This window comes from Bradyrhizobium sp. KB893862 SZCCT0404 (assembly GCF_018130885.1).
Classification (GTDB): domain Bacteria; phylum Pseudomonadota; class Alphaproteobacteria; order Rhizobiales; family Xanthobacteraceae; genus Bradyrhizobium; species Bradyrhizobium stylosanthis.
Window position 1 is genome coordinate 114582 of sequence record NZ_JAFCLT010000006.1, and the last position, 15654, is coordinate 130235.

A 15654-nucleotide genomic window follows, 5' to 3' on the forward strand; every position below is an offset into this window, starting at 1 on the left:
ATGCTTGACAAAACTCTGCGCGGCTCGACCGCTATCGTTGGGGTAGGCACCGCGGGTTGCGGAGAAGCTCCCAGCTTCAGCGAAATCGAAATCCTTGCCGAAGCGGCCCATGCGGCCGTCAAAGATGCCGGCCTTACGCTGCAAGACATCGATGGGCTATGCACAGCCAATCTCAACATTGCGATGTGGCCGCTGAACGTGGCCGAATATCTCGGCATTCGCCCAAGCTTCATCGAAGGCACTAATATCGGCGGCTCCGCGTTCGTTGCCCACTTGCAACCCGCGATGCTCGCCCTTGCTGCGGGTCTCTGCAAGGCGGTTCTAGTATGTTACGGCAGCACCCAGAGAACCGCCACCTTTGGGCGGAAGGAGAGGACGGCAGCACGCAATCTGCTTGATCCCGCGCCATTCGATACGCCCTATCATCCGTTCAATCCACCGTCCGGATATGCCCTGATCGCAGCCCGTCACATGCACGAGTTCGGGACCACTCGTCGACATCTTGCGGAAGTTGCTGTGTCCGCCAGGGCGTGGGCGCAGCTAAATCCGCAGGCCTTTAGTCGTGGCCCTCTCAGCGTTGAAGACGTGCTAGGCGCCAGAATGGTCTCCGACCCTTTTTCCGTTTACGACTGTTGCTTGGTCACTGATGGTGCCGGCGCGTTCGTCCTGATGCGTGCCGATGCAGCGAAGGACCGTCCGCAAAAACCTGCCTATGTTTTGGGAGTCGGAAACGCTGCCTGGCATCGGACGGTCTCGAGCATGGCCGATCTGACCGTCACACCCGCGCAGGAATCTGGACAACGGGCATACGAAATGGCCGGTCTCCAGCCTAGCGCGATCGACATGCTGCAGCTCTATGACGCCTTTACAATCAATCCGATCCTCTTCGTCGAGGATCTCGGATTCTGTAAGAAAGGTGAAGGCGGCCCCTTCCTTTCCAGCGGCGTCTCACGTCCGGGCGGAAAGCTGCCGATCAACACCAACGGAGGCGGTCTGTCCTGCGTGCAACCCAACATGTATGGCGCGTTTGCTGTCATCGAAGCGGTACAGCAGTTGCGCGGAACGTGCGGCGATCGCCAGGTTGCTGGAACAAATACCGTTCTGGTCAATGGTAACGGCGGCAACGCCGCCTCGAGCCAGTCTACCGCCATTCTAGGAAGCGCCGCCACCCTATGAGGGGTGAGCGTCGCTTCTACGCGAGCCGCGTTGGTGCTGGCTCGCCTCCCACGTTCGGAGGAACAGCAGGCTCTTAAACGCCGAGATAAGCTTCCTGGATTTTCGGATCGCTCTTGAGCATCTCAGCCGACCCCTGTAGCGTGATGCGACCATTCTCCATGACGTAACCGATGCTGGCGACATCGAGCGCGATCTTGGCGTTCTGTTCCACGACGAGCAACGATACACCGAGTTGGTTGATCTTGCGGATCTGCTCGAAGATTTCTCGAACGAGCAGCGGCGCTATGCCCAAGGAAGGTTCGTCCAGCAGCAGCAATTCCGGCCGCGCCATCAACCCCCGTCCGATCGCGAGCATCTGCTGCTCGCCTCCCGACAAGGTCCGGGCTACCTGATTCCGGCGTTCCGCGAGCCTTGGGAACATGTCGAAGACGAAGTCGTGGCTCTGCCTGATCTCCGCCGGATCATTGCGCGTGTAGGCTCCAAGCTTGAGGTTCTCCTCGACCGTCATGCTCAGAAACAACTCACGTTGCTCCGGGACCAATGACACGCCTTGCCTGACGATTTCGTGGGCGGGCAAGGCGGAACAGCGCTTCCCCTGGAATTCCACTTCGCCGGCGGTTGGCCGCATTAGGCCGGCGATCGTATTGAGCGCCGTCGTCTTTCCCGCGCCATTCGCCCCAAGAAGCGCGACGACCGCCCCCTTCGGGACGAATAGCGTAACATTGCTCAGGACCTGCACGAGGCCGTAGCCGGCACATAGGTTCGTTACGCTCAGCACGGTTATGCTCCCAGATAGGCCGCGATCACCTCGGGGTTCGCCTGGACTTCCTTTGGCGTCCCCTCAGCGATCTTCTGGCCGAAGTTCATCACGGTAATCTTGTCGGAAACGCCCATTACGACCGGCATCACATGATCGACCAGCAGAATCGAAATCCTAAGTTGATCCCTCAACATCCGCAGCATGAGATTCATGTCGTCGATCTCAGACGCCCGGAGCCCGGCTGCAGGCTCGTCTAGCAACAGCATTTTCGGCTTTGATGCGAGCGCCCTAGCCAATTCCAGCTTCCGCATCTTCGCGAGTGGCAATGCGCGCGCCTCGATATGCCGCTGGTCCGAGAGCTTCACGGCCTCCAGGAGTTCCTCCACCCGACCATCGATCCGGCGCTCAGCGGCCCGACAACTCCATGATCTAACGCTTGCGGCAGGAAGACCATATTCCTCCACGCCATGCAGCCCGACTCGAATATTGTCAGCAACCGACATTTCTCCGAACAGCTCGGTGTTCTGGAAGGTTCGCGTCAAGCCCCTTCGGCAGATGCGGTCTGGGTTCACGCCGGCCAGCGGCAGGCCTCCAAAGAAAACAGATCCTTCGGTCGGGGAATAGACACCCGTGACGGTATTGATGATGGTGGTTTTGCCGGCGCCATTCGGTCCGATGAGGCTGTGAATTGTGCCCTCATGGACGTCGATCGTGACTTTGTTGACTGCGACGAGCCCGCCAAACCGAACTGTCACATCACAGAGTGAAAGGAGTCCGCTCACGGTTTCACCTCCGCGGGCCGGAGTCGCCGCACACGACCAAACAGATCACCAAGTCCGGAAGGAGCAATCAGGATGATGGCCAAAAGGATCAAGGCGAAGATCAATCCCATATAGGTTTTGAAGGCACCGAGCAGTTCTGGCATCAAGACGAAGATGGCCGCACCAAAGACTGCTCCGGATAGGCGGCGCAGCCCCCCAATGACCATCACCGATAGGTAGGAGACGCTCGTCAGGATTGTGAATTGCTGCGGGTCAAGATAGGTGGTTTGCAGCGACTGCAGCGCCCCCCCGAGAGCCGCGAGGCCAGCACTGATGGCGAATGCGATGGCCCTCGCCCGGCGGACGTCGATCCCAAGGCTCCTGGCTGCCACCTCACTTTGCCGAAGCGCATTGAACGCCCTTCCCCAACGCGAGCGGATCAGGTTGTGCAATCCGGTGAAGACGATCAGCGCGCTGACAACAGAAACATAGTAGATCTGCGTCGGAGATGTCAGTGTGTGGTCGTAGACCTTCAATGGAGGGACGACATGGCCTACCGCTCCCCCCGTTACACCGGGTAAATTGACGAGTGCGAGGTTCACAATCCCGCTGAAAGCCAACGTCACGAGAGCAAGGTAGTGGCCCTCGACCCGAAGGGACATCACCCCCAGCGTGTATCCGATCAACGCGGACATGACGGCCGCGACGGGAATCGTAGCCCACATTGGCATACCCATGTGGGCAGACACCAGTGTGGCCCCATATGCGCCGAAGGCGCAAAAGGCAGCTTGAGCCAACGTAATCTGGCCAGCAAGGCCCGTAACAACAGTGAGCCCGGACGTGATGATCGCAGTCGTCGCAACCAGCGTCACCAGCACGATGGTGTGAACCGACATTACCTGAGGCCCGATGCCCAAGACCGCGACTAGAGCAAAGAGTGCCGGCGTCGTAAATTTGCGATCCATGATCAGACCTTCTTGACCTGCCGTTTGCCAAGAAGGCCTTGCGGCATAAACATAACAACGGCAATCAGAACTGCGTAAGAAACCACGTCCTTCATTGCGGTAGACACATAGAATCCTGCAGTCGTTTCGATCAGTCCCAACAGAACCCCGCCAACGATAGCCCCCGGCAAGCTGACGAAACCGCCGAGCACTGCGGCGCAGAATCCTTTTATGGCGATCAGCCCCATCTCGGGCGAGAGCGTGAGTATTGGCGCCATCAGAAAGGCGGCTACCGCTGCCAGGACCGATGCGAGCACCCAGATCGAGGCAGAGACTTGTCGCACGGACACGCCCACGATTGACGCTCCCCGGGGACTTTCGCAGGCAGCAAGAATTGCATGGCCATACCGCGACCAACGAAAGAACCCGAAAAGGGCCCCCGCTAGAAGAAGGGAAATCGTAACGACCGCCAGATTTGCGGCAGTGATATAGACGCCGCCGATTGCGTAGACGCTATTTGGCACCAGCGACGGAAAATTCCAGGGATCCGGCCCCATATAGGCCCGCAATCCTTCGCGTACGCCAAGCCCGATCGCCAAGGTCGCGATCACCTGGACGATCAGAGGGGTCCTTCTCAATGGCGCCAGCACTCCCACGTAGATCAACAATCCAAACAACGCCGACAATACAATCGAGGCCACGCATGCGACCCAAAACGGGAAATGGAGAATGAGCTGAAGCACTAGAGCGACGTAGGCAGCTAACGTAACCTGCTCGCCGTAGCCGAAGTGAACAACGTTTGTTCCGTTATGAATCAGCACGATCCCGAGGGCAACCAACGCGTACATCATTCCAGCCGGAATGCCGTTGGCAAGAATCTGCAAAATGTCTGTCAATTTCTTTGCCTCGACGAACGATTGGAAACGGGCGCGCCCGACACTTCAACCACCTGTTGCCCGTGTCGCATCATTGCGCGTCGATCATGCCCGGCAGTAGCTCCCGTGACAGATCCGGCTTGATAATCGCGATCTTCATCATCGTATTTCCTTCGTGACGCGTAGCCGAAAACGTGGTCGGTAACGTTATTCCCGAATCAAACTCGTGGAACGTTTCTAGCGCGGCCATAAAGCTCTCACGACTTACGTCCTTGCCGGCCTTGCGAAGACCTTCGATGAAGTTGATAGCACCGCCATAGCCCGCGGCATCGCCGATCGCCGGCCGCCCCTGTCGCGCGAGATCCGGAAAGCGCTTCTGAAATGACTCTCTGAATTTCGCGATCGGACCTACTTTCGTTTCGGGAAAGTCAAGCCCGGCGAACACGAACTTGATGCCGACCGCCAGCTTGCCGACCATTTCCGGAAAGTTCTGGTTCGAGGTCGCAGACGACCCAAGAAGCTCGGCCGTAATCCCAAGTTCCCGGATTTGTCGCATTGCGATCGCACTCGGCGCTGGATAGCCGTAAACAACGATTGCTTGCGGATCGGCGCTGCGCAGTCTTAGCACTTGCGATGTCATGTCCGTGTCCGCCGCGTTGAAGGTCTCCACCGCAACGGCGCTCTTACCGAGCTCCTTGAGGCGGTCGGCGATTGCACCCGCGCCCGTGGCACCGTACTGATCCGACTGCCTCATGATTGCGATGCGCTCGAACTTCAGCTCCTGTGTAAGATAGTTAGCAATCGCCCGTCCCTGCATTCGATCGTTAAGCGTTCCAGTACGAAATACGTTTTTGATCAGCGGCTCGGTCATGTCCGGCGAAGAGAAACTCGGAATGAAAACCGGCACTCCCGAGGCTGCCATGACGCCTCGCATGGGAACGCCAACCGCGCTGATGCTTGGCCCAAAGATTGCGAACACCTGATCGGCTTGGGTGAGCTTGTTGAAGCCCGCGATGCCCTTCGGTGCAGACGACTCGTCGTCGACGATGACAAGCTCGATCTTCCGGCCGTAGATGCCACCGGCGGCATTGAGCTCCTCAAACGCCAGGGTAGCGCCCGATAGATTTCCGGATCCCCAGATCGCTCCAGGTCCGGTGAGACTACCAACGAACCCAATCTTGATCGACGTCGGCGTCACGCCCGTGCTGTCTGCCCGACATGACAGACCAAGCGCGCCCCAAAGCGCGACCGCGATTACACTCCTGAGCAATCCGTTTAAAAACATATTCACTCTCCCCCTTTGTCCAAAGCTACGCGCGTCCCTTTTTAAAGCACTCATCCCATCGCTAGCGGCTTGGCCTTTTTCTCCAGAAACTGCTTCAGTCGCTCGACTGTCTCGGGAGGCCTCACCATTGCCGTGTTGAGGTATTCCATGAAGAGCCCGTCGTCGTGAGAAAGGTCGTTCATGCGCGGCAGGACGTTCGTTATCTGCCAGTTTGTCTGCGCCGTATTCTGCGCAATCTTCGACGCCAACTGCTTGGCCTTATCGAGGGCATATCCCGATCCTACGACATATTGCACGAGGCGGACCTCGTGAGCCTGTTCTGCCGAAAGCATTCGCCCTGTCAGCATCAGGTCAGCCATCGTTGCGTAACCGATGATTCTTTGAATGCGAACCGACCCGCCGCCGCCGACGAAAATCCCGCGCTGGCCCTCCGGCAATCCGATCGTTGTGGTTTCGTCGGCCACGCGAATGTGCGCGGCTGCCGCCAGTTCCAGGCCGCCTCCTATCGTCGCCCCATGCAGCGCCGCAACGAACGGGATTGTCCCGCGGGCAATCAGATCGAAAGTCGTGTGCCAGATGTACCGCTTACGCTTTCTGTCCCTTGGCGCATCCGGCCGCAGCCTCTCTGCCAGTTGTGCGAGATCGAGCCCCGCCGAGAAATTCGGCCCGTGCCCGAATATGACGCCAGCATCGGCCTCCTCGCCCGCCCGCATTACCGCCTCACTGAGTGCCTTGAGCACGTCGTCATTGAGCGCGTTTCGCTTGTCCGGCCGGTTCAGACCCAACACTGCGATATTTCCTTCGAGCTCGTAACTAACGAGTTCAGACGACATGATGATCTTCCAGACAGCGCGCTCTATGACGTGAGCGCGCACCAATCGGTCAGCTTCGAGGTATTCTGACCGTAGTTAGGGGCTGAAACGTTCGCTATACTCAAATATGAAAAGAAGCGGTTCAGATTCTGGGGACATAGATGGCGAGGGCATTCGAAGTTGACGCATTGCTGCTGTTTTCTGAGGTGGTGCGGTCGGGCAACTTGACACGCGCGAGCGATGCGACGGGCCTGTCAAAGGCCACGATCAGCCGGCGACTTGCCTCGCTTGAGGAACAAGTTGGCGCACTTCTTTTAAAGCGGAATTCTCGAAGCCTCGCACCGACCCCGATCGGGACGCGTCTACTTGAGTATGCTCAGCGGATCGACGCAGAGGTAAAGGACGCCAGGATCGAGATTGACGAGCTGCAATCCGGCACAGGAGGCACGCTGCGCGTGAGCATTCCGATGGAATTCGGGAATGCGTGGCTTGGCCGGGCAGTCGCAGATTTTGCAGTTGAGTACCCTGAGATCTCTTTGTTTATCTCCACGAACAATGGCGTAGTCGATCTGGTCCGCGAGCAATTCGACATCGCCATCATCTTGGGAAAGCTGCCAGATTCCCGACTGATTTACCGTAAACTCACGTCTCTCAGACGGGCCGCATATGCTTCACCGAAATATGTGGAGAAACACGGGCTCCCAAAGATAATCGACGAACTGCCACATCATCGGTGCATCGTCACCGAAGTTCAGCAGAAGGACGGTGTCTGGACTTTCTTGAAGCGCGCGCAGCGTAAACGGGTCGAGGTTGCCGCTCACACCACGGTGGCCAACATTAGCCTCGTTCGCGAGCTCGTTCTCAGCGGTGTTGGAATTGGCATCTTGAATGATGTCCTTGCAACGAACGACATCAAGGCCGGTCGATTGGTTCGCGTACTCCCTGATTGGGAAAGCCCTCCTCTCTATACTTCAGCGGTCATGTTGAAACGCACTCTCATTCCGAAGCGGAACCGCTTGTTTCTCGACTTCATGGTTCAGCGTCTACGATAGCGACGCTTCCAAAGCCACTACGCGTCAGAACCAATGTGTAGCCCCGCCAAAAACTCGTCGAGAGCAGCATTGTAGCGCGCCGGCAAGGTGCGTGGAAAGAAATGCCCCCCGCCCTCAAGCACACGGAGTTTAGCGCCTGGGATTGCATCCGCCAGGAGCTGCGATGCCCCAACTGGCGCCTGATTGTCGTCTTGAGCTGCCATGATAAGCGTCGGAATCGATAACTTCGGCAGGACACCAAGCCTGTCGAACTTGGCGATCGAGTTCAGCCGAGAGACGACCAACTCAGCTTGCGGCAAGCCGTCGAGCGAGCGCCGCTCGCTTGCCATGATTTCTGCAAAAGGCATGCTTGCGCCCGCGGTGCCGACGGAAATAATCGTCTGCAGGCGGCAATAATCTTCAGGTCCCAAAGCTTCGAGAATTCGCCGCCGGAAACCCAATACCAGTTTACCAAACTCATTGGCTTTCGGCGCGCTTCCGCTGATCACCAACGATTTGAGGCGATCTCGGTGTTCAAGTGCGAAATTCTGGGCGATCATTCCGCCCATGGAATGCCCGGCCAGGACAATGTTGTCGGCGGACAGGACGTCCAGCATCCTGACGACGTCCGCGGTTAGCTGTTCGATGCTGCCGCGAGGCGACACCGTGGTGCTGCGCCCATAACCCCTATGGTCGTGGATCACAACCCGATAGCGTTCCGAGAAATGCGCGACCTGCGCTTTCCAGAAGTCGCCGTGTCCACCCAGGCCGGAGACGAAAACAAGCCATGGACCCTTGGTGCCATGCACCTCGTAGTAAAGTTCACCATCTTCGATCGTGGTAAGCGGCATTCATGTCTCCCTAACGGCCATCCGCGGCGGCCGACATCTTGGCACTTTCACTTCGACCGAGGATTTCTACGAGTGCCGACGGATCCTCGATAAGATTTGCGACACGAGCCCAGGCGCGGTGAAGTTCGTCATCGGCCACGATTGCTCTTCGAACCGCTCCGGCAAAGGCAATCCGTTCGGCAAAGCCTTGTGGCCGTGCGCCAGTCGTTTTCTCGAATACAAGATCGACCGGCTCAGTCATGGACCACGCCGCTTCGGTCGCGGCGGCGATACGCGGAAGAACTTCACTGCTGATGCCATCCAGCGGTCGCCCGACAGCCGCGTGCGCCGCGAGAGTGGCCTGCAACTCTTCAACTTGAAGCGACGCGACGGCCATGCCTTGCCCGTAGACTGGATTGAAGCCGGCGACAGTGTCGCCCAACGGAATGAGGCGGTCCGGAAAACGCGACATGCGATCGAACCTGCGCCAATAGATCCGCGGAATATTGAATCGAACGAACGGTGTAACTCGGGATTCTCGCTCTATCGCCTCATGGACAATCGGATCTTCAAGCGAGCGAGCGAATTCGCGAAAACCTTCATCGTCGGCTGGCGGAAAGTCGGAAAAACGCCCCGAAAGGCTGATAACCCATTTGTCGCCTTCGATCGGCCAGAGCACGCCGCTGCGCGTCTTAGGCGGGTTCGAGCGTACAACGTAACCGCTTGGGAGTTTGCCCGGCACTGCCGGCCTAGTGAAGTAGGCGGACGTGTAGCTGATTTGAACGCCAAGCTCGACGGATTCCAGATCGGAATAGCCGAGTCGCGCCAATCGATCTACGATAGCGCCTGCTCGTCCCGTCGAGTCAATGACGAGGTCGGCATCGACAACTTCATTTTGCTTATCGCTTTGGAGCCCGACAGCCACGATGCGGCCATCGTGGATGATGTAGTCTTCTACTCTCGTCCGGTCCTGGAACGTGACGTTGGCAAGCCCAGCGACTCGCGACCGCAGTACGTGCTCCAACAATGGCCGGCTTTGCGCGTAGACCGCCACTCCGAGGTCCCGTTTGGGGTGCCACGCTCCTGCATCGTGAAAGAACGACTGCTCCCCCAATTGAAGCTTGATACCGCCGGCCCTTCTCAGGTCATCCTCGAAGCCCGGTAACAATTTGCAGGCAATATCGAAGGGCCGCCTGAGCAGACCGTGAATATGCAGGCCTTGTCCGACCCCCCTTCTGCTCAGCGGCCCATCCGGCAACTCGTCCTTATCGAGGACAAGGACACTCTGGAAATACTTGGAGAGTGCGGCAGCAGCGAAGCATCCGCCGATGCCAGCTCCCAACACGACGACCCGATCGCCCAGGACGTGCGGCCGGATCTCGTTCGAATTCGATTCAAGGCTCATCATCAGATCCCATCCATCCATGCAACGTTGGTCAACCGCCCCCACCGGGGATGATGAAGCCGTACTTCTCTATCAAGAGGCGCCCCGTCTCGGCGTTTCTGGGAATATTCTTTGGTCGCGCCTCTCCAGGAACACGAGGTACACCGGTTTCGCGAAGCGCCCCCTCGATGCCAATTGGGTTCGCGATTCCGGCGACCACAAAATCGTCGCTGCCCGCGTTCGCGAAGCAGTGCAGTACGTAGCGACCGACCACCGCAACCGTTCCCAGTGGAAACGGCTGTTCAACACCATCCACACGAATGGTACCGGTGCCCTTCACCGCGATGAGCACCTCGTCAAGCTGCTTATGACCGTGTTCTCGGACCCTCGCTCCTGGCTCCAGAAGCTGCGTCCCCATACTGTAATGATAGATCGAGGAGTTGAACGGGGTGACCTTGGCCGTAACGTATCCATCGGTCGGAGATGCCTGCCAGTATGACTCCCCCTCGTCCGGAGCCATTACAAAGGTCTCACCCCTAAGACCGACCGGAAAATCGGCGGCTTCGGGTGCCACCATGATCCCGAGCAAACGACGGACCTCCGCGGTCAGTGGACGTTGGACCCAACCCGTCCCTTCATCAACTGCGATATTATCGTGGCGTGCTTCTGGGCCAGGCGGAAAGCTGCCAGCCATCAAGCGCATCGTTCCTTTGAAGCGATTACGGAACTCAACCGTCCAGCCACGACCACAAAAGACGAGGCTTCCCGCCTCGATATTGTATTCTTTGCCACCTACAACGACGGTACCGGTACCCTCAAGGCAATAATAGGCGCGATCAATCGCCTTATATGCGTGCAGGTCCGCCGTTGCCGATTGCGCAATTTCGTATTCGACAAGCGCAAGATGAGTAAACGGTGAGTCGTCTGGAGACAGCTTGATAGTCGCGTGGACACCCGCTTGTTGCAGACGATAGCGAATACCTTCACCCGGAGGCACGATCCTCGATATCTTCTCCGCCACCCTATGGCTCATGTGTCCTCGCTATAAAACAATGGTTGCCGATTGCTTGAGCAGGCATTGCGCCACGCTATGGCCCGTGATCACCGAAGTATTCGGATTGGAGGGATCTGGTTTCCCACGGATTTTAATGCGCATGGATCCGGCGTCGCCAACCGCTTCCACTTCGTGACAATTGTCACCTTCTTCGGGCGTAGCGATGAGCTCAACGCGGGTCCGATCGAAGCCTAACGTCGCCAACGCGACGGCGGCAGCGACGTTCACATTCTTCGGGTACGCCGCCGCGGCTTCCCGGACCGTGCCGCGATAAAACATTCGTTCTTCGCGTAAATCAGACAGGTGAGCGTTTTCGGCCCTAGAACACGCCCATATCCGGGCAGGCTTCCGTGCGCGATAGACCACATCCGTCAGTCCCGCGAGCTTCGCAGCTGCGAGCCAGTCAAGCCCGCCAATAGCTCCAGACGGAACCACGATTCTGCCGCCCCCATCCGAAGCCGCCGTCATAAGCTCTTCAAACGTGCTGCGGCGCGTGAGCGCGCCCGCCGAAACAACCATCAGATCAATGCCAGCACGCAGGATTCTCGGCCCATACTTTGAAACGGCCTCCTGTCCGGCACACTCCACGATTATATCGGGATGTCGGGCCACCAGCAGATCGACAATATTGACCATCACTTTTGCAGGCAGTTCGGTCGATGCGACCCGCTTGAGATCGCGCACCAGAATGCCTTCAAGTATGGCCGGCCTACCGGGCCTACCGTTCAATGTCTCTACGACTCGGCGACCGATGGCTCCAAAGCCAATCAAAGCATACTTCAGTGGTCGCTGGCGGGAGAAGCTCATGTTGCGCAAACAGGATCCAATCAAGCGAGGCCGCGGCCGTTTGACTTTGCGCGTTGCAGACTGCCGCACGGCATCAGCAACACGGGCCGGACGTCATTGATGCCCGTCATCATTCCTTTCGCAACATCCAAGACTGAAACGAAGCCGTCCAAATTTGTGGAGATTCCCACCTGATCTATGTCAGAGATTCGAACGAGCGCCGGTCCTCTGAGGCATTCACGGCAACAGATCCCGACCATTCCTGACGTCTTCCTCAACGCTTCGCACTGACATCGCCCCCGGCAGCGGATAAATGCCGAATGACAATGCGGTCAGTTGGCAAAGAGTCACGGGATCAAAGGGCTCTGGAACAGTCGTCTGCGGAAGATGCTCCCAATCCCGATCGTATAACAAACGGATGATCGCGCGGAAATTGAACACCATCTCGCGTTCCCACAAGGTGGAATGACATTTGCGAATGTCGAAAGGCTACCGCCGACCTCCCGGCAGGTCGCCCGGGCCAACTATTCCTAGACCAGCTTCTTGACTGGCGTCGGATCCAGATTGAAGAGCCGCGCGGCATTCAACCCAAGGATATTTCGCTTCGCCTGCTCACTAAGAAACGGCAAGTCGACGATTTCCTGCGGAAGGTCGAAATCGAAATGCGGCCAATCGGAGGAGAACATCAACTGCGTTTCAGCTTTTATCATCTCAAGGGTACACTGAAGCGCTTTTGGATGGGTCGCCTCCATTGGCTGCGTTGTATAGAAGCAGTTCGTGTTCATGTACTCGCTGGGCATCCGTTTGAGCTGCGGAGCTTCAGACGGCCGCATCAAGTATTGATCGTCCAGTCGCTGCATCAGGAATGGCAGCCACGCGAGACCGCTCTCGACCCAGATGGTCTTCAGACGAGGAAAGCGCTCCGGCATTCCGTTTAGGATCCAGTTCGTCATATGCACCATGTTGCACCAGACGAAGCCGAGCGCATGCATACCGAGAAACCGATTGATGGTTGCCAATGAAGGATCCTGCCAGTGATAACCGGCATGAAACGCCAAGGGCTTCCCCTGCTCCTCGATCATCGAGTAGAGCCGCATGTATTCGTTGTGGTGAACGGGTTTGTATCGCGTGCTTGTCACGCAATAGCCGATAACCCCCTTGTTCCGGCCAAATTCCTCCACGACCTTTTCAGCTTCCTTCGGCGTGTTGAATGGGAGGAATACGAACGTCTTGATACGGTCGTCGGCCGAGAGAAGCTTATCGGCCATCCAGCGGTTGTAGGCGCGACCTAGCCACACTTCCATGTCGGTCTGCGGATGCATTCCCAGGAACAGCATCGGCGTTGGAAACACAACCATGTTGTCGACGCCCAGCGAGTCCATAGCGCGACGCGTCAACGTGACGTCGCGGTGAACGTCTGTCTGTTCGACAGCCTCCCGAAGATCATCTTGGTGCGGGATGCGCCCTCCCACCGACTGGTATCGCAAGCCCAGATCACCGTTAAGCCCGAAGGGCGGTGCACCAATCCGGTCGGCTTGATAACGGATCGCGTTGTCTCTGATGACCGGATCCTCGATGTACGTGACGATTTCCTTCCATGAGACGCTCTCGACATGATGCGCGTCGACATCCACGACGAACCAATCCTGAAGATTTCGCCTCAACGCACTGCGACGCGCATTTGCCAGGACATTCCTGGTATCTGTATAGATGTCAATCTGCTGGACAGCCGCACGTTCTGCCCTACCAGTGTCCTGAACGGTCACGACTTCACTCCAAGTTGCGATGGATCCGGGTCTGGCCGTCGTCGGTACCAGAGCGCTAATTCCATTGGACCAAGATGAAGAGAGCGAAGCATTTCCGAGACAGCCGAGAGTAGCTCGGTAGGCGTCATTTCCTCGTCACCCGTTCCGGCTATCGGCCGAAACGTCCTCTCCTCGCCGTCCGACTTGGCGACGTACAGCCTAATGGCGGCGGTCAGGATGCTGGCGACGGCCTGATCCGAGACGCGGCTGGCCTGACCATGCACAACCAAATGGCGCGAGGTCTCGAGAAGCGCCGATGCCATATCGTCGATCCAGCCATACTCGTCGTTCCGACCATTGACATCAGAGCCGTACATAGAGCTCCCCGTCTCTGATCAACGTTTCGACCTTCAGTAACCGGATCCGGGAATTCCCTTGGTGGTAACCTGTCTTGATACTGAATTCGTAGCCATGCCAGGGACAGACGATCTGCGGCTCGGTCTCGTCATACTCAAGCGAGCGAACCATTCTGCCTTCATCGACAGGTTCAATCACACGGTTCAAGATTCTTCCTTGGCAGACCGGGCCAGACCTATGTGCGCATCGGTTGTGCCAGGCGTAGAACTGACCTTCGACTCGGAAGATACCAACCTCGTGCTCTCCGCACACGAAAACTCTGCGGTCGCCGTCCGCATACTCTGCAACTGGTCCGGCAGCATATTCACGCATTTCAGGCTTCATAACTCTCGTACCTGGATCCAAGGGCCATAAGTGTCCCCGAGTTATCTCTTTGCAGACGCCTAAGCGCTTGCGATAAACAGATCAGCCACCTGCTCTGGCATGTCGAGCATGGCGTCGTGGCCGCACGGCAATTCGTGCTTAACCCATCCCGGGTTGTCTCTGAGCTTGTTGACGACCGAATCGAATGGCGGGCTGGCGTAGCCACGAGCGCGGATGTAGGTCTTCTTGCCAATCCTCTCACGCGCACCAGACAGAACGATCTGATCCGTGAATGTCTTGAGTGGCTGTGGCGTGCATTGCTTGTCGACCCAGGCGCGGTCGCGCTCGTTGACCTGAAACACGGCCGCAGGAATCGGAGGCAGGCTGGTTTTGCCTCCGTCCTGTAGGTTCTTGATTATAGCGGCTACACGCTCGCTCGAGGCGACCAAAGCATCGCCGTTCTCGGGGAGAAAGGCATCCAAATACACAATCGACGAAACTCTTGAACCGATATGCTCGACTGCACCGCTGATCACGTATCCTCCATAGGAATGGCCACAGAGGACAACATCCTGCAGATCCTCCCACTTCATGAGGTTGACCACATCCATTATATGCGTGGTCAAATTGATGTTGTCGTTGAGAAGATGCGACCGTTCGCATAGGCCAGTCAGCGTGAGAGCGAATACTTTGTGGCCCTTTGCTTCAAGTAAATCGATGACGCGACGCCAACACCATGTACCGTGCCAAGCGCCGTGGACGAGTACGAACGTTTTGGCGGCGCTTGCCTGCGCCTTTGGGGCACCAATCATCGCGGCGGCGGCCATGGTGCTCGCTCCCATTAAAATGTGACGTCGGTTCGCGCTATCCACTACCGTCTCCCAATTGCGGCCCTAACTGATGTTGGCTGCGCTCAGCACACTCGCCCAGCTTAATCATGTTTGGTACGCAGACGAGCCGACGAATTTGGATCGTTGCTTTTCACTTTTGACACGCGCCCAGCAGGACCGGAGCACAGCAAGACTTATCACGGGCCCTACCCCTTCTCCTGTGGCATCAGGAGAAGATTGGGCGCTCAGAGGACAGTAGCCACGCGCTCGAGCTAGGCCTTTCTCGAAAAAGGCCCGGCATACTTTTGTATGCCGGGCTCGAGTATAGAGGCTCCCGCGAGCAGGGCCTCGTGGTCCAGCCGGGAGGGGCTGGAACTGGGTTCAAGAGATCGACCTAGTCATTGAGCTGACCTGCGTCGCCGCCGCGATCCCGCAAATGTAGTCGCAATTGCTGTTTCCAGCAGCAGCACAAATTGAACCGCTTCTTTTCAAAGTTGGGAGTACGACGATCCCCTGGGGCAGCGACCATGCTCCAATCGTTCGTCTCTTGGAGCCAGGCTCACGACCGCTGCGATAGCAAAGAGCTCAGGGTCAAGGAGTCAGGTAACCTGCTAACCGGCGCTCGTGATGTCGTAACAGGAGCAGCCCTTACAACAACCGC

Annotated in this window: 17 protein-coding genes; 2 read left to right on the forward strand and 15 right to left on the reverse strand. The window is 57.6% G+C overall.

The window, feature by feature from the left end:
- Positions 1–1176 carry an acetyl-CoA acetyltransferase gene (locus JQ617_RS23825; protein WP_212028407.1) on the forward strand — a complete coding sequence of 392 codons (1176 nt, stop codon included), beginning with the start codon at positions 1–3 and terminating at the stop codon, positions 1174–1176.
- A gap of 73 nt (positions 1177–1249) precedes the next feature.
- On the opposite strand, the gene JQ617_RS23830 is transcribed toward JQ617_RS23825, so the two are convergent.
- The 6 genes from JQ617_RS23830 to JQ617_RS23855 form a co-directional block, all read right to left on the reverse strand.
- Positions 1250–1954, reverse strand: coding sequence for an ABC transporter ATP-binding protein (locus tag JQ617_RS23830; RefSeq protein WP_212028408.1), 705 nt, complete (start codon positions 1952–1954; stop codon positions 1250–1252).
- Between the two features lie 2 nt (positions 1955–1956).
- Positions 1957–2718: an ABC transporter ATP-binding protein gene (locus JQ617_RS23835; RefSeq protein WP_212028702.1), complete on the reverse strand. Its 762-nt coding sequence runs from the start codon at positions 2716–2718 to the stop codon at positions 1957–1959.
- Positions 2715–3662, reverse strand: coding sequence for a branched-chain amino acid ABC transporter permease (locus JQ617_RS23840; RefSeq protein ID WP_212028409.1), 948 nt, complete (start codon positions 3660–3662; stop codon positions 2715–2717). Before JQ617_RS23840 ends, JQ617_RS23835 begins: the two co-directional genes overlap by 4 nt.
- Positions 3663–3664: 2 nt before the next feature.
- Positions 3665–4537, reverse strand: a complete 873-nt coding sequence (locus tag JQ617_RS23845; RefSeq protein WP_212028410.1) for a branched-chain amino acid ABC transporter permease — start codon at positions 4535–4537, stop codon at positions 3665–3667.
- Between the two features lie 70 nt (positions 4538–4607).
- Positions 4608–5801, reverse strand: coding sequence for an ABC transporter substrate-binding protein (locus tag JQ617_RS23850; protein ID WP_212028411.1), 1194 nt, complete (start codon positions 5799–5801; stop codon positions 4608–4610).
- 50 nt (positions 5802–5851) lie between these two features.
- On the reverse strand, positions 5852–6634 hold the full coding sequence (locus tag JQ617_RS23855) for a crotonase/enoyl-CoA hydratase family protein (protein ID WP_212028412.1): 783 nt from the start codon (positions 6632–6634) through the stop codon (positions 5852–5854).
- 140 nt (positions 6635–6774) lie between these two features.
- Here JQ617_RS23855 and JQ617_RS23860 point away from each other — a divergent pair, with 140 nt between their 5' ends.
- Positions 6775–7665 (forward strand): LysR family transcriptional regulator, encoded by an 891-nt coding sequence (locus JQ617_RS23860; RefSeq protein WP_212028413.1) that lies wholly within the window; start codon positions 6775–6777, stop codon positions 7663–7665.
- Positions 7666–7682: 17 nt separating this feature from the next.
- On the opposite strand, the gene JQ617_RS23865 is transcribed toward JQ617_RS23860, so the two are convergent.
- From JQ617_RS23865 to JQ617_RS23905, 9 genes are all read right to left on the reverse strand, one after another.
- The gene (locus JQ617_RS23865; protein ID WP_212028414.1) at positions 7683–8495 is read right to left on the reverse strand and encodes an alpha/beta fold hydrolase; all 813 of its coding nucleotides are present in this window, start codon (positions 8493–8495) and stop codon (positions 7683–7685) included.
- Between the two features lie 10 nt (positions 8496–8505).
- Positions 8506–9882, reverse strand: coding sequence for an FAD-dependent oxidoreductase (locus JQ617_RS23870; protein WP_212028415.1), 1377 nt, complete (start codon positions 9880–9882; stop codon positions 8506–8508).
- 28 nt (positions 9883–9910) lie between these two features.
- On the reverse strand, positions 9911–10891 hold the full coding sequence (locus JQ617_RS23875; RefSeq protein ID WP_212028416.1) for a cupin domain-containing protein: 981 nt from the start codon (positions 10889–10891) through the stop codon (positions 9911–9913).
- A 9-nt stretch (positions 10892–10900) separates the two neighbouring features.
- Positions 10901–11719: an aspartate dehydrogenase gene (locus tag JQ617_RS23880; protein ID WP_249157496.1), complete on the reverse strand. Its 819-nt coding sequence runs from the start codon at positions 11717–11719 to the stop codon at positions 10901–10903.
- Between the two features lie 216 nt (positions 11720–11935).
- The gene (locus JQ617_RS23885) at positions 11936–12142 is read right to left on the reverse strand and encodes a hypothetical protein (protein WP_212028418.1); all 207 of its coding nucleotides are present in this window, start codon (positions 12140–12142) and stop codon (positions 11936–11938) included.
- Positions 12143–12228: 86 nt separating this feature from the next.
- On the reverse strand, positions 12229–13464 hold the full coding sequence (locus JQ617_RS23890) for an amidohydrolase family protein (protein ID WP_212028419.1): 1236 nt from the start codon (positions 13462–13464) through the stop codon (positions 12229–12231).
- Positions 13461–13820 carry a hypothetical protein gene (locus JQ617_RS23895; protein ID WP_212028420.1) on the reverse strand — a complete coding sequence of 120 codons (360 nt, stop codon included), beginning with the start codon at positions 13818–13820 and terminating at the stop codon, positions 13461–13463. The genes JQ617_RS23890 and JQ617_RS23895 overlap by 4 nt, the downstream gene beginning before the upstream one ends.
- Positions 13807–14184, reverse strand: a complete 378-nt coding sequence (locus tag JQ617_RS23900) for a Rieske (2Fe-2S) protein (protein WP_349630642.1) — start codon at positions 14182–14184, stop codon at positions 13807–13809. Before JQ617_RS23900 ends, JQ617_RS23895 begins: the two co-directional genes overlap by 14 nt.
- 59 nt (positions 14185–14243) lie before the next feature.
- On the reverse strand, positions 14244–14990 hold the full coding sequence (locus JQ617_RS23905) for an alpha/beta fold hydrolase (RefSeq protein WP_212028421.1): 747 nt from the start codon (positions 14988–14990) through the stop codon (positions 14244–14246).
- Positions 14991–15654: the final 664 nt, after the last annotated feature.